The 13195-nt window shown below is 72.2% G+C and carries 14 protein-coding genes; 6 read left to right on the top strand and 8 right to left on the bottom strand.

Features of this window, described 5'->3' with window-relative positions:
- Nucleotides 1-119: 119 nt before the first annotated feature.
- A complete protein-coding gene (locus ABIA38_RS37685; RefSeq protein WP_424643485.1) occupies nucleotides 120-2201 on the bottom strand; it encodes a restriction endonuclease in 2082 nt (693 codons plus the stop codon).
- 360 nt (nucleotides 2202-2561) lie between these two features.
- Between ABIA38_RS37685 and pip the strand changes: the two genes are divergently transcribed.
- The 3 genes from pip to ABIA38_RS37670 all read left to right on the top strand — a co-directional run bounded on the left by pip (nucleotide 2562) and on the right by ABIA38_RS37670 (nucleotide 4362).
- Nucleotides 2562-3389, top strand: coding sequence for a prolyl aminopeptidase (pip, locus tag ABIA38_RS37680; protein ID WP_424643484.1), 828 nt, complete (start codon nucleotides 2562-2564; stop codon nucleotides 3387-3389).
- Nucleotides 3386-3517 carry a hypothetical protein gene (locus tag ABIA38_RS37675; protein ID WP_424643483.1) on the top strand — a complete coding sequence of 44 codons (132 nt, stop codon included), beginning with the start codon at nucleotides 3386-3388 and terminating at the stop codon, nucleotides 3515-3517. Before pip ends, ABIA38_RS37675 begins: the two co-directional genes overlap by 4 nt.
- Before the next feature lie 62 nt (nucleotides 3518-3579).
- Entirely contained in the window at nucleotides 3580-4362 is a 783-nt protein-coding gene (locus ABIA38_RS37670; RefSeq protein WP_424643482.1) for an alpha/beta fold hydrolase, read from the top strand.
- A gap of 23 nt (nucleotides 4363-4385) precedes the next feature.
- Here the strand turns inward: ABIA38_RS37670 and ABIA38_RS37665 are convergent, their stop codons facing one another.
- Nucleotides 4386-5204 carry a DMT family transporter gene (locus ABIA38_RS37665; protein ID WP_424643481.1) on the bottom strand — a complete coding sequence of 273 codons (819 nt, stop codon included), beginning with the start codon at nucleotides 5202-5204 and terminating at the stop codon, nucleotides 4386-4388.
- Nucleotides 5205-5443: 239 nt separating this feature from the next.
- On the opposite strand from ABIA38_RS37665, the gene ABIA38_RS37660 reads away from it, so the two are divergent.
- Nucleotides 5444-5986, top strand: a complete 543-nt coding sequence (locus ABIA38_RS37660; protein WP_424643480.1) for a CGNR zinc finger domain-containing protein — start codon at nucleotides 5444-5446, stop codon at nucleotides 5984-5986.
- A gap of 94 nt (nucleotides 5987-6080) precedes the next feature.
- Here the strand turns inward: ABIA38_RS37660 and ABIA38_RS37655 are convergent, their stop codons facing one another.
- The 3 genes from ABIA38_RS37655 to ABIA38_RS37645 form a co-directional block, all read right to left on the bottom strand.
- Nucleotides 6081-6554, bottom strand: a complete 474-nt coding sequence (locus tag ABIA38_RS37655; protein ID WP_424643479.1) for a cupin domain-containing protein — start codon at nucleotides 6552-6554, stop codon at nucleotides 6081-6083.
- A gap of 84 nt (nucleotides 6555-6638) precedes the next feature.
- Nucleotides 6639-8726 carry a hypothetical protein gene (locus ABIA38_RS37650; RefSeq protein WP_424643478.1) on the bottom strand — a complete coding sequence of 696 codons (2088 nt, stop codon included), beginning with the start codon at nucleotides 8724-8726 and terminating at the stop codon, nucleotides 6639-6641.
- A 296-nt stretch (nucleotides 8727-9022) separates the two neighbouring features.
- Nucleotides 9023-9229 (bottom strand): hypothetical protein, encoded by a 207-nt coding sequence (locus ABIA38_RS37645; protein ID WP_424643477.1) that lies wholly within the window; start codon nucleotides 9227-9229, stop codon nucleotides 9023-9025.
- Nucleotides 9230-9801: 572 nt separating this feature from the next.
- Between ABIA38_RS37645 and ABIA38_RS37640 the strand changes: the two genes are divergently transcribed.
- Complete coding sequence (locus ABIA38_RS37640; RefSeq protein WP_424643476.1) at nucleotides 9802-10566, top strand: ZIP family metal transporter; 765 nt, start codon at nucleotides 9802-9804, stop codon at nucleotides 10564-10566.
- A gap of 107 nt (nucleotides 10567-10673) precedes the next feature.
- On the opposite strand, the gene ABIA38_RS37635 is transcribed toward ABIA38_RS37640, so the two are convergent.
- Nucleotides 10674-11078: a VOC family protein gene (locus ABIA38_RS37635; protein ID WP_424643475.1), complete on the bottom strand. Its 405-nt coding sequence runs from the start codon at nucleotides 11076-11078 to the stop codon at nucleotides 10674-10676.
- Nucleotides 11075-11506 (bottom strand): DUF3995 domain-containing protein, encoded by a 432-nt coding sequence (locus ABIA38_RS37630; RefSeq protein WP_424643474.1) that lies wholly within the window; start codon nucleotides 11504-11506, stop codon nucleotides 11075-11077. Before ABIA38_RS37630 ends, ABIA38_RS37635 begins: the two co-directional genes overlap by 4 nt.
- A 298-nt stretch (nucleotides 11507-11804) precedes the next feature.
- Between ABIA38_RS37630 and ABIA38_RS37625 the strand changes: the two genes are divergently transcribed.
- Nucleotides 11805-12341: a hypothetical protein gene (locus tag ABIA38_RS37625; RefSeq protein ID WP_424643473.1), complete on the top strand. Its 537-nt coding sequence runs from the start codon at nucleotides 11805-11807 to the stop codon at nucleotides 12339-12341.
- 117 nt (nucleotides 12342-12458) lie between these two features.
- Here the strand turns inward: ABIA38_RS37625 and ABIA38_RS37620 are convergent, their stop codons facing one another.
- Nucleotides 12459-13169, bottom strand: coding sequence for an alpha/beta fold hydrolase (locus tag ABIA38_RS37620; protein ID WP_424643472.1), 711 nt, complete (start codon nucleotides 13167-13169; stop codon nucleotides 12459-12461).
- Between the last annotated feature and the right edge of the window lie 26 nt (nucleotides 13170-13195).

Raw genomic sequence — 13195 nt, 5'->3', positions numbered from 1 at the left:
CGAGCGACAATCTCGCCGAAGACATCGCCGCCGAGGGCCCACGCCGGTCCCGCCCTTCCTCGGCTGATGTCCACCGCGTGACCGACCGACGGATGTCCCGGCCAGTCGCGCGGCCGGCTCTACTCCACCTCCACCCCATGCGACTCCGCCACGCCCAGCAGGCCGTTGCGGAAGCCGTTGGTGGTCGGGGAGAAGGTCCAGGCGCCGTCGGTGCGGACGAAGGCGCCCAGGACCATGGCGGTTTCGCCCTGGCGGCGGGTCGGGACCGGGTGTTCGCCGAGGGGGCGGCCGTTGGCCTGGTCCAGGCGGGTAAGTTTGCTGTTGCGCAGTGTGGTCAGGTCGCGGCCCGGGGCCTGTTCCTCGTCCACCGCCGCGGCCAGGACCAGGCGGTCGGCCTCTCGGGGCAGCAGGGCCAGGTCGACCAGGAAGGCCACCCCGTCGCCGATTCGGACCGCGCCCTCCGGACTGGCCGGGTTGTTGAAGAAGACGAAGTGCTCCTCGCTGAGCACCTGGCCGCGCCGGCAGACGAACGCGCAGGGGTCCAGCGGCGGGGCGTTGCCCGGCTCCCAGGCCAGGCGGACCAGGACCCGGCTGCCGGGCGCGGCGGCGGTCGCACCCGTGCCCGGGCCCAGTCGGCCGCGCAGGCCGTGTTGGGCCAGCAGGCCGACCAGTTCCGGACCGGTGACCAGGCCCAGCGGTTTGTTGCGGATGAACTCGTGGCTGCCGGGCCCGAATCCGGACGTGGTGACCAGGAGTCCCTTGTTGGCGCCGTGGTGCTGCACGGTGCCGGCCAGGTCGCGCACGGCGGTCGGTGGGACGGTGTGCCGGTAGCGCTTGACCTGCACGACGATCGTGCCGCCGCGGATCGGGTCCGGGTCCACCGCGACCACGTCCACCCCCTGGTCGCCGCTGCGCGCGGTGGTCGCGACCTGCATGCCCATGCGTTTGAACAACTCGGCGATCAGGTTCTCGAACTCGATCGGGTCCATCACGAACAGGTCGGGATCGTCGTCACCGGGTCCCGGCAGCACGATCGTGGGCTCGGGCGCGGGCGGCGGCGTCGCGGCCACGCTGTCCGCGAGCCGGGTCGGCTGTACCGGGGTGGGCCGGTCCGGGCGCGCGGACAGCGTGCCGTCCATCGCCTCCAGGCACGCGACCGCGTCCACCCGGTCCAGGCTGATCCGCCCGAACTCCTGGGCCTTCGCGGTGACGGTGAGCAGGTACATCTGTCCGGGCCGCCCGGTCGCCGGGTCGACCGCCCGGACGAAGCCGTTCAGCACCACCGAGTCGAGGATGCCCTCGTGATCGGCGAAGAACAGCTCGGCCAGGAGCCGGACCGCGCTCTGCGCGAGGATGTCCCGGTGGATCGTGCGCCGGTCGGTCGCGGTGCGCGCGACCTCCTTCTCCTGGTCGTCGGTCTTCACGTAGCGCACCCGCGCGATCTCGGGCACCACGTCCACGCCGGGCAGTTCGTGGTCGACCACGAGTTGGCGCGCGGCGGCGTCGAAGGCCACCGTCGACTGATCGGAGAAGCCCTCGGGCCAGTCCGGCGAGGCCAGCAGGACACCCTCGAAGTAGTCCTCGATCGCCTCCGGATCGCGTGCCGCGAGCCGCCGGACCAGGTCGTCGACCTGCTCGTTGCGCTGCGCGGCCAGCGCCCGCTGCCCGTTGGCCCAGTCGTCGAACTGTCGGCGATACTCGTGGTATCGCCGCTGCCGCTCGTACTCGGCGGCCTGCGCGGCGCGCAGATCGTGTTCGTACCGCGCCTGCCCCTGCGCACGTTCCTGCTCGTAGCGCGACTGCGCGCCGGGTGCGAACGAGCCCAGGCCGGACGGCGGCTGCGGCAGATAGCGCGCCGGATCGGGCATCGGGATCGGCCGGGCCAACTCGCCCGGCTGGAACGGCGGGAGCTCCACGGCGACCCGCAACCGCTCGATCCGAAAGCCCGGCTCGCTCAGCCGGGCCACGAGCACGCCCTGGAGCTCGGCCACCCGCTCCTCGATCTCGGCGGTCCTCCTGGCCACTTCGACCTCGCGGGACTGTTGGTAGGCGCGCTGCGCCTCCCGGTCGGCCCGGGCGGCGGCCTTCTGCGCCTCGCGCCGACTCCGCTCGTCGGCCCGCAACTGTTGCTGCCGCGCCCGCAACTCGGCCTCACGCTGCCGCTGTTGCTGCCGCTGTACTTCGGCCCATGCCCCCAGCACGCCGGTGCTCCGCCGACTCGCCACGCTATCGCCCTTCCGCCCTGCACCCGTCCGCCCCCCGCGCTGAAGACATCCTGCCGTGTCGGCCCGGCCGACGCGAAGGCGGCCGACCGGTCGACGTCGGTTCGGCGCCGCGCGACGGATTCCGCTCGACGCGACCACCGGCCGCCGCCGCGGGAACTGCCGCCCGAGGAGGCCGAGCCGCGGGCCCTCACCGAGGGATCGTGCTCCCCGACGGCGACCGACCCGAGACGGGTGGGCGGTCGTTGTGATGTGCTGGGCGCTGTCCGTTCTCTTCGTGTGGTGCGCCTGACCAGGACCGACGGCCGCGCGCACGAGGATCGAGCCAGGGAGAATGCCATGCGCACCATGTATCCGGCCATCGAACCCTACGACCACGGCCTGCTCGACGTCGGCGACGGCCAGTCGATCGCCTGGCGGCGCTACGGCACTCCCGGCGCCAAACCGGCCGTCTTCCTGCACGGTGGGCCCGGCGGCGGCTGTCTGCCGGACCATGCCCGGGCATTCGACCCCGAACGCTACGACGTGCTGCTGTTCGATCAGCGCGGCTGCGGGCAAAGCACACCGCACGTCAGCCGCTTCGACGCGGACCTGAGTACGAACACCACCTGGCATCTGCTCGCCGACCTCGAGAAGTTGCGCGAACTCGTGGGCGTGGAACGGTGGTTGGTCTTCGGCGGCTCCTGGGGCAGCGCACTCGCGCTGGCGTACGCGCAGACCCACCCGGAGCGGGTCACCGAACTCGTCCTGCGCGGGATCTTCACCCTGCGGCGCGCCGAACTGGCCTGGTTCTACCAGGGCGGCGCGTCGATGTTGTTCCCGGAGCGCTGGCAGGAGTACCTCGCCCCGATCCCCGAGGACGAACGCGGCGATCTGATCGGCGCGTTCCATCGCCGGCTCAATCACCAGGACCCGAAGATCCGCGAGGAGGCCGCCATCGCATGGAGCGCCTGGGAGGGCTCGCTGGTCACCCTGCTGCCCCGTCCCGACCTGGTCGCGATGCACCGGCGACCGGAGTTCGCCCTGGCGTTCTCCCGGATCGAGAACCACTACATGGTCAACGGCGGTTTCTTCGAGGAGGGGCAACTGATCCGCGACGCGGGGCGGTTGCGCGACATCCCCGGGGTGATCGTGCAGGGCCGGTACGACCTGTGCACCCGGCGGTGACCGCCTACGACCTGCATCGCGCCTGGCCGCAAGCCCGGTTCGTGATCGTCGACGACGCGGGACACGCATCGTCCGAGCCCGGCATCACCCACCACCTGATCGAGGCCACCGACCGATTCGCGAACTGACCGCACGGGATTCGGACGGACCGGTCCCACCGCCCGACCGGCCCGCCGGGCACAATGCCCGGATGAGCGCTTCACGTGACATCCTCACCCGCCCGGCCGCCGGTCCGGATCGCACGTTGCGGTACGGCCCGGCGGCGGACCAGGTCGTCGACCTGTGGCAGCCCGCCGGCGCCGACGAACCGCGCGCGCTCGTCGTGGTGTTGCACGGGGGCTATTGGCGGGCCGAGCACGACCGCGTGTACACGTACCCGATGTGCGTCGCACTGGCCGCCGAGGGCTACGCGGTGGCCAGCGTGGAATACCGCCGCACCGGACAGCCGGGCGGCGGCCGGCCCGGCACGTTCGAGGACGTCGCGACCGCGCTCGACCTGCTGTGCGCGCAGGCCGCGGCGCCCGTGGTGCTGCTGGGCCACTCGGCCGGCGGGCACCTGGCGGTATGGGCCGCGCTGCGCGACCGGATCCCGGCCGGCGGCCCGGGTCGACTGCCCGCCCCTCCCCCACTGGCCGGCGTGGTCAGCCTGGGCGGCGTACTGGACCTGGACGCGGCGCTGGCCCTCGACCTGGACGACGGCGCGGCGGCCAGGTTCCTCGCCGACCGCTCCGAGGCCACCCTCGCGGCGTCGGACCCGGTCCGCCTGGCCACCGGCGGCGCGGCCGACCGGCGGCTGATCCTGCTGCACGGCGACGCCGACGAACAGGTCCCGATCGCCCTCGGCCGCACCTTCGCGGCGGTCTCCGGAGCGCCCCTTCGCGAGTTGCCCGGCATCGGCCACTTCGAACCGGTCGACCCGCTCTCGGCGGTCTGGCCCGAGGTCTCCCGGGCGGTCGCGGAGGTGGTCGGCTGAGCCGGCTCCGACCCGGGACCGGCTCAGCGCCGATTCGCCAGCAATACGCCGATGCCGCCGAGCACGATCCCGCCGAGGGTGGCCGGCCGCAACGACTGGTCGAGCAGCAGCCACGCGAGTACGGCCGTGGCCGCCGGCGTCAGGAAGAACAACGTGCCGACCCGGCTCGCCGAGGACTGCCGCAACATCAGGTTGAGCAGCATGAATACGCCGATCGAGTTGATCAGCACCATCCAGGTCAGCGTCCCGACGAACGGCCCCCACGCGCTGACGTGCGGCGTCTCGAACAGCAGCGAACCCACCCCGATCACCGGCGCGCTGACCAGGAACTGCACCGCCGTCCCGGTCCGCAGATCCACGTCGTGCACGTAGCGCTTCTGGTACACCGTGCCGACGCTCAGCCCGAGCAGCCCGACCACGGCCAGGACCAGGCCCGCGATCGGGAAGTCGGTGGGTCCGGCGACGGCGAGCAACACGCCGATCGTGCCGAGCCCGAAGCCGAGCCACTGCCGCACGCTGACCCGCTCGCCCAGGAAGCGGCCGGCGAGCAGCGCGATCAGTACCGGATTGAGGCCCTGCACGAGGGCGACCACGGCAGCCGGCAGGCCCATCCCGAGGGCCGTGTACAACGCGCCGAACTGGAGCGCCTGGAACAGTAGTCCCGCGACCACGACGTGCCCGAGCCGCCGACCGCGCGGCCACGGCGCCCGGACGACCAGCGCGAACGCGCCGAGCAGGAGTCCGGCCAGCGCGAACCGGAAGAACGTGAGCAACAACGGCGGCGCCGCGTCCACCCCGATCGCGCCGACGATGAACGCACTGCTCCACAGCAGCACGAACACGGGCGGGATCACCTTGCCGGCGGCGGCGGACCGATCGCGGGCGGACCGATCACGGGCGGGCGGCACGGCCGGCGGGGATGGTGGTGGCGTGACGTGTGGGTCGTGAGCGGTGTCTGCGTCTCGAGTGGTGCGTGCGACGGTCACCGAATTCCACTTCCCATCGAGCGAATAACTACCCAATCCGGTTACTCACCATGGCGCGCCGACCGCTAACCTGTCAATCCGGTTATCCTGGCCGGGTGACGTACACCTTCAGTGGCGGCGAGGTCGCCCTCGACCTGGTCGGCACCGTGCAGAAGCGGAACACCGCACCGCGCGAACTGCTCGACACCCCGGCCGCGTTCGCGTCCTGGGCGGTCGCCGCCGAACTGGTGGACGTGCTGCCCGAGATGGACGCGGCGGCGCTCGCCGCGACGATCGAGCTGCGCGAAGCGCTCTACCGACTGGCGTCCGCAGGCAGCGCGGCGATCGAGTACGACCCGCACGACCTCGCCACGCTCAACCGGTACGCGACCGGCCCCCCGGTGGCCCTCACCCTGTCCGCGACCGGCCGGGTGCTCCGTACCGGCGACCACGCCGCGATCCTGGCCACCGTCGCCCGCTCGGCGATCGCCCTGCTCGGCGGCCCGGACGCGGCCCGGATCAGGGAGTGCGAGGCGCCGACCTGTACGCGCCTGTACGTGGACTCCTCACGACACGGCAGCCGGCGCTGGTGCGACATGCGCAGCTGCGGAAACCGGGCGAAGGCGGCGACCTTCCGCGCCCGCCACCGCACGGACTGACGCGGGGTCGATCCGGAGCGCGAACCCGCTCGTCCCGGCCGGCACCGTGCCATCGGTGGCGGGCGCGCCCCGCACCCGCGCCACCGCACCCGCCTCACCCCATCCGAAAGTCCTCGAACGCGAACGCGGGCGAGACCACGCACGACACCAACACCTCGCGTCCGCCCGCCGGCCGGGCCGCCTGCCACACCCCCGGCGGGATCAACACCTGCGGCTGCTCACCGGACTCCACATCCGGACCGAGTACGACCCGACGCGGCTCGGCATCCGGGGCCGGACCGTCCCCGCCCAGGCGCAACTCCAGCGGCCCGCCCCGGTGCCAGAGCCACAACTCGGCCGACCGGACCACGTGCCACACGGATTCCTCACCGGGACAGAGCAGGAAATAGATGCCGCTCGCACTCTCGCGCGCACCCGGATAACCGGGCGGGGTCAGCCGAGCGTCGGTGCGCCAGGTCTCGCGATACCAGCCGCCTTCCGGATGCGGCGCGAGGTCCAGCACCTGCGCCAGGTGCGGCGGCTCGGACTGCGGACGGGACGTGGGGTCGAGCTCGGACGCGGCGGACATGGGCACTCCCTCGGCCGGTGGGGGTTCCGACGCCGGATCGGGCCGGAACCCCCACCATCACACGAGCCGGCACCCGAGCGCGGACTATCCGGCAGGAGCCGTGCACGGCGCGCCGCCGCACACGTCGACGACCCGGCCGGTGGCCAGGAAGATCGCCTTCTGCTGCCGGGCCACCGGCGAGTTGCGCGGATCCGAGTGCGGGTCGTGCCCGTACTGCGGCCCGATCGGCGGCGTGTTGGTCACCGGCGGCGCGGGCGAACCGCTGTCCCAGACCACCAGTGCGGAGCCCCGGTACGGCTCGCGCGGCAGCGGCCGGATTCCCCGGTAGGGAACCCGGTCCGGGTTGCGACCGGGTGCGATGGCGGGCTCGTGGATCCGCGCGCCGATCGTGCGTGCCTCGGTCTCGGCGGTCACCGTGGAGACCTGGTGGTCGCCGAACGCGATCTGCATGAGCACTTGGTGGCGCGGCGTACCCGGCAGCGGGCGGCGACCCAGGCCGCTCGCATAGCCGTTCGTCTCGCCTCGGTCCCACAACATCTGGAACAGCGACAGCACCACCTGCTGATCGAGCTTGTCCGGGTAGCCGGCATCGAGGATCCGCCCGTACGGCCCGAAGTCCGAACTGCGGTTGAGCAGAACGCTGTAGTTCATCCCGGTCACCCCGAGCACCCCGCGCTTGGCGTCCTGGGACACCGCGACCAGCGATCCGCCGAGGATGCCGCCCTGGCTGTTCCCGTCGTACACCAGGCCCTTGGCGGTGTCGATCAACGGCCGGCCGCTGTCGGTACGAAACGCCGGATCGGCCGTGAGGCCACCCTCGTGGATCATCAGGCGACCGAGGAACAACGCGTTCAGGAAGCCCTGTTGGGTCCGGTCCGGGACCGCGCCGAAGCTGCCGAGGTCGGCGAGCGCGTGGGCCACGGTGGGCAGATCCTCGTCCGCCATGCCGATCCACTTGGTCGCGCAGAACACGATGTCGTGTTCGGCGGCCATCGCCTTGACATTGCCGCCGCCCACCTCGTCGTTGCTGCCGAGCAGGCCGTGTCCGTACAGCGAGGCCTGCGCCGGCGTCTCGAACGCGCCGCGCGGTATCTCGCAACGAAACTGCGCCTGCTGGGTGTTGCCCGGCAATTGGCGCGGCAGTCCGTCCCGACCCAGGTTGAGCCTGGCGCCGGTGGGGCCGCCGGGGCGGTCGAGGTAGCTGGGTACGGTGACGGTGCCGGTCACCTCGCGGGCGATCCGCGAATCCTGCTCCGGGGTCTGGTTCTTGACGCCGGTGACGGTGAACTGCGGGGCCCGGCCGCCGAGTCGGTCGAACGCCTCGTCGCGCATCCGAAGCATGCCCGCGGTGAGGTTGGGTTCGCTCGCGACGGTGAAGTCCCAGGCCAGGTAGAGGCTGCGCGGCTCGACGCCGGCTCGGTCCAGGCGCGCCAGCACGGGCCGCAACTGCGCCTGCCGGGCGGCCAGCGGGTCGCGGCGCGGAAGGGTGCGGCCGGCCACCTTGGCGAACGTCTCCGGCGCGGCGATCACCCTATTGTCGGCGGTACGCAGGTGGCGCAGGCCGACCACGTAGTGGTGGCCGGGGACGAAGTTCCGGGCCGGGTGCACCAGAAGCGCGCGGCGGGCCGGATCGTTCGCGTTGGCGTCGAGTTCGGCCCAGTAGGGCCAACGCTCGCCGGAGTCGGTGTCGACGATCACGATCGGCGCGTTGCGGGCGAGCGAGGAGCCGACGTCGGTGACGGGGGCGGCACCGCTGCGGGCGAGGTCGACGCCGGGGATCCGGGTGATCAGCGTCGAGCCGGGCGAGAAGCCGTCGTTGCGATTCCAGGCGGCAGGCGTGGCGCCGTGCGGCATCATCGCGGCGGTGAAGGCGACCCGGCGGCCGGTCTCGGTGTGCCGATCGGCCTCCGTGTACCAGTTGTTCGGGAACGGCAAAAGACATGCGGCCGGGTCGATGGGGTCGCAATCGGGGGTACCGGTGGGGTGGTTCGGGTGTGCCTGTGCCTGCGCCGGTGCCTGCACCTGTGCTTGTGCCTGTGCGTGCGCCTGCGCGGTGGCGGGTGGCGTCAGGAACACCAGCAGCAGGGCGGTCCCGGCGACGAGTGTGGCGGGCAGTCGGCGGCGGGAACGCGGACGGGGACGGGGACCTGGGCCGTGCGCGGTTCGGCTCACTATTCCTCCAACTCCTACGGCGAGGGCTGTGCAGGAATATCCACCGACATCTTGCAGCGCTTGCGGCGCGAGGGGAACGGGGAGCGGAGGTGACAGGTGGGAATCGGGGTGTGGCGAGCGGGAGTTGCCGGTGTGCCGGCGCGCGGGCGGTGGCGCGCGAATGTGGGGGTGGCTGCGGGCGGGGGCGGGCGTACTCGTGGGCGTTCCCCGGCACGGAGGCCGTGTCGGGGAACGCCGGTGGTGTGTTCGGGATCTGGTTCGGGATTGCTTCGGGATTTGCTTCGGACGCCGATCGGTCAGATCTTGACCAGCTCGCGCGGGTCGACCGACACCTCGACGGTACGGGAGCCGCCGGCCAGACCGGGCAGCGTGAACACCACGTCCGCGCGGCCCAGCATGGTGGTCCGTAGCACGATTCCCGGCGCGCCGGCCGGGAGGGACTGCTTGAAGAAGCCGTCGATGGGCTGCTTCGTCTTGACCTTGTCGCCTGCGTTCATGTTCATCGTTCCGCTTCTCCCCCGTTGCGTACCTGGCATGGGTCGCCCACCCGCCATGCGGCCATTTGGGGTCGCCGAAGTCGCGTGGCGGCTGGGTGTCACGGAGTACGGCACGCCTGGACCCGGCCATCGGCTTGCTTGCCGGGCGGGGTCGTCGGGGCGGCCGGCACCAGAGTACGGGGGTCGGGCGCGGCTTGGCGCGCGTATTTCATTTCGTGATCGCAACGCGTCGTTCGCGCGGCGGGGGTGCGGGGTCGGGACGCGGGGTCGCTGTGCGTGGTCGCCGCGCACGGACGACGCGCGTAGTCGCTGCGTGTGGTCGCCGTGCGTGGTCGCTGCTGCGTGTGGTCGCCGCGTGTGGTGGGTCGAGGCACGGGGCGCGTCGAGATCCGACCAGGTCGGCCGGCGATCCCGGACGACGCGGGCCCGGACAACACGTTCCGGGGGCAACCGACTTGGCGTCGGCCGGCCGCTCACTCGTACGGCGCAGCACCGGGCGCGGGTGGTGATGCGCCGGCCGACGATTGAATGATGACGCCGGCACGGGTGGACCCTCGGGATCTCGGACGGGCGCCGGCATGACCGCCGTACTGGTCGCCGCCGGCGCCTTCCTGATGACGCTGCTCGGCGGATGGGTGGCGCAGCGGATCGGCGATCGTCGCCATCTCGTACTCGGCTTCGCGGCCGGTCTGATGCTCGGTGTGGTCGCGTTCGATCTGCTCCCCGAGGCGCTGGCGGCGGCCGGCGGCCACCTCGGCGGCGTACCGCAGGGCCTGTTGATGTTCGTGCTCGGCTTCCTCGTCCTGCACGTGATCGAACGTTCGGTGGCGATCCACCGGGGTCACGAGGGCGAGTACGCCCCACACGCCCACCACCACGGCCCGAAGGTGGGCGCGGACGGCCGGGTCCGGGGCATCGGCCTGCTGGCCGCCGCCGCACTGGTCGGGCACAGCGTGATGGACGGCTTCGCGATCGGCGCGGCGTTCCAGGCGGGTACCACGGTCGGCACGACGGTGGCCATCGCGGTGGTGGCACACGACTTCGCGGACGGTTTCAACACGTACACGGTGACCCGTCTGTACGGCAACGACCGCCGCCGAGCACTCGCCCTCCTGGCCGCGGACGCGATCGCCCCGGTGGTCGGCGCGGCCATCACCCTGGCCTTCACCATCCCCGAACACGCCCTCGGCCTGTACCTGGGCTTCTTCGCCGGCTTCCTGCTCTACCTGGCCACCTCGGACATCCTCCCCGAGGCGCACAGCCCACATCCGTCGGGTTCGACGCTGTTGTGCACGTTAACGGGGGTGGGGTTTTTGTGGGTGGTGATCGACCTGGCCCAGTAGGGGTGGGCGGGGCGTCGGACTCGGCGACGGGGCTCACGATCGGCGCCCGGACCCGGTCGAGCCTCCGCTACCACCGCGCCACTCCCCCGCCACCACCCCGCCACCGCTCAGCGGATCGGGCCGGTGCGTTCGATCAGGTCCCAGCGGTTGCCGTACAGGTCGCGGAAGACGGCGACTATCCCGTACTTCTCCCGGCGCGGCGGCTCCTCGAAGATCACGCCGGCCGCGAGCATTCGGGCGTGTTCGCGGGTGAAGTCGTCCGTGTACAGGAAGAGTCCGACCCGGCCGCCGGTCTGATCGCCCACCCGGGACCGCTGCTCGTCGTCCACGGCGCGGGCGAGCAGTACGGCGGCCTCGTTCGGTCCCGTACCGGGCGGCGCGACCACGACCCACCGTTTCCCGTCGTCCATCGGCGTGTCCTCGCGCAGGTCGAACCCGAGCGCGCGCGTATAGAACGCGATGGCCTCGTCGTAGTCCCGCACCACCACCGCGACCAACCCGAGCCGGTTCATCGGCCCCGCCCGCCGGCCGAAAGCGCCGACCCGGCCGCGAGGGTCAGGCACAGCGGCGAATAGACGAGCCGATCAAGTCGTCGAAACCGGGTCGAGGACGATCCCGGCGAGAGCAGCTCCGTCCGCCCGGCGAGGCCGACCGCCCCACGGACACCCAGTACGCCGGCCACCCCCAGCGCCCCGAGCCGCGCCACCGCCGGCCGACGCCGAGGCCGTCCCGACACGAACAGCGCCGCCGTACCCAAGGCCCCCGCGACCGCGAAACACGCCGCCGCTCCCGGCACGGCCGGCTGCCCGACCACCGTGTCCGCCAACGACTCCCGATCGGGCAACGGCCACGACGACCCCAGCCCCCACGCAACATGCACCCCGGCGAGCGCGACCAGACTCCCGACGGACACCCGCGTGGCAACACCCTCGATGGTCATGAACCACAAGCTACCTCCACCCCACACCCGGCTCCGGCACGGGCCGCCCGCGGGCCCGGACACGCGGACGGGATGGCAGCTCGGGGCGGGCGGGCGATGGCCCGGGCCGGTGCGCCGGGGCCCATCGGCGGGCGTCGGCGTGGGGGCGGGCGTCGGCCGAGTCGCCGGTGGCCGCCTCGGCGCCCGCGTGGACCGGCGGGCTCAGCCCGGCTCGCGCCGACGCCTGGGGCGCACCCTGCGGATTCCGCTATGGGCGGACGCCCTTGCCATCCCTCACCAACGGCGTAAGTTGAATTACATGATTACAACAACGAAGCAGGAAGCCGTACGCGGCTGGTTCACCGGACGTCTCCCCGAGGGCCTGTTCACCGCACTGGTGGAGGTGACCGTCGACCGCGAGGAAATCACCGTCATCGGCCGCATCCCCGAACCGGAACTCGCCGCCGACGTCTCCACCCACGAACGTGACGCCGCCCTCGACGGCCGAATCGCCGAATTCCGCGAGCGCACCCGCGAGGACCGGATGGCCGTGGCCCGCGAAGCCGAACGTCGCTTCGGCCGCAAGGTCTCGTGGGGCGTCGAATGCGGCGACACCCGAGCCCTCTACACCACCGTCTCAGTACCCGTCATGACCCGCCTCCGCCAACCCGAACGCCAAGTCCTGGACACGCTGGTCGCCTCCGGCGTCGCCCGCAGCCGCAGCGAGGCCCTGGCCTGGTGCGTACGCCTCGTGCAACGCAACACCGACACCTGGCTCACCGACCTCCGCGACTCCTTGGCAACCGTCGAACGCATCCGCGCCCAGGGCCCCGACACCCCCGGCACGACCAAGTAACCGACCACCGACGAGGGGCGGAGCGGGCGGCGCGGCGCAACGGGGACGCCGTCGCAGGGGCGGCCCCCGTCGTCCGGAGCAGTCGGCATCCATCGAAGCGGGACCGGAGAGTCGCCCCTACCTCGTCGCCCAGGCCACCGAAACCAAGCAGCCGAGCAGATCCGCGAACAGCTCCGGACGGCTCAGGAAGGGGTGGTGGCCCGTCGGGATCTCGATCACCCGGTGGGCCCGAGCGGCGCGCTCCCGCTGCCAGGCGGCCGGTACGGCGCGGTCCTCGGTACAGACCACGTACGTGGACGGCACGTTCCGCCACGCGGCCGCTGCCGGAGCCTGTCCGAACACGGCCGACGATTGTGGTACCAGCCGAGACACCGCCTCGGCGACGATCGCATCGTCCTCGCAATCTTGAAGCAGCACCTCGGCGGCGGCCTCGGTCCGCACCGAAACCGTGCCGCCGCCCCGCACCTCCTCCATCCACGGCGCGGGTACATCCCCGACGAACTGCCCCAACGTCTCCCCGGGTTCGGGCATCACCGACGCGACGTAGACCAGACGTCGCACCGACGCCAAACCGGCGGCGGCCTCCGTGGCGACCATGCCGCCGTAGGAATGGGCAACCACGATGGTCGGCCGGTCACCGCGTTCGAGCACGGCACGCGTCGCCGCGACATCGTCGTGAAAATCCCCGAGCGCGCCAACGTCCGCACCGGCACTGGTCAGTTCGACCACATCGGTATCCAGCCATTGCACCGCGAGCGGCTCCACCATCCGATGCCACCACCACGCGGCATCCGCCACGCAGGCACCGTGCACATAGACCACCCTCACCCGCGGACCCCTCCCCGTGAGCACCC

Origin of the sequence: Embleya sp. AB8, from assembly GCF_049739465.1 — a bacterium.
Taxonomy (GTDB): Bacteria; Actinomycetota; Actinomycetes; order Streptomycetales; family Streptomycetaceae; genus Embleya.
Note: the sequence above shows the minus strand (reverse complement) of the source record. Positions and strands in the feature narration are given on the sequence as shown.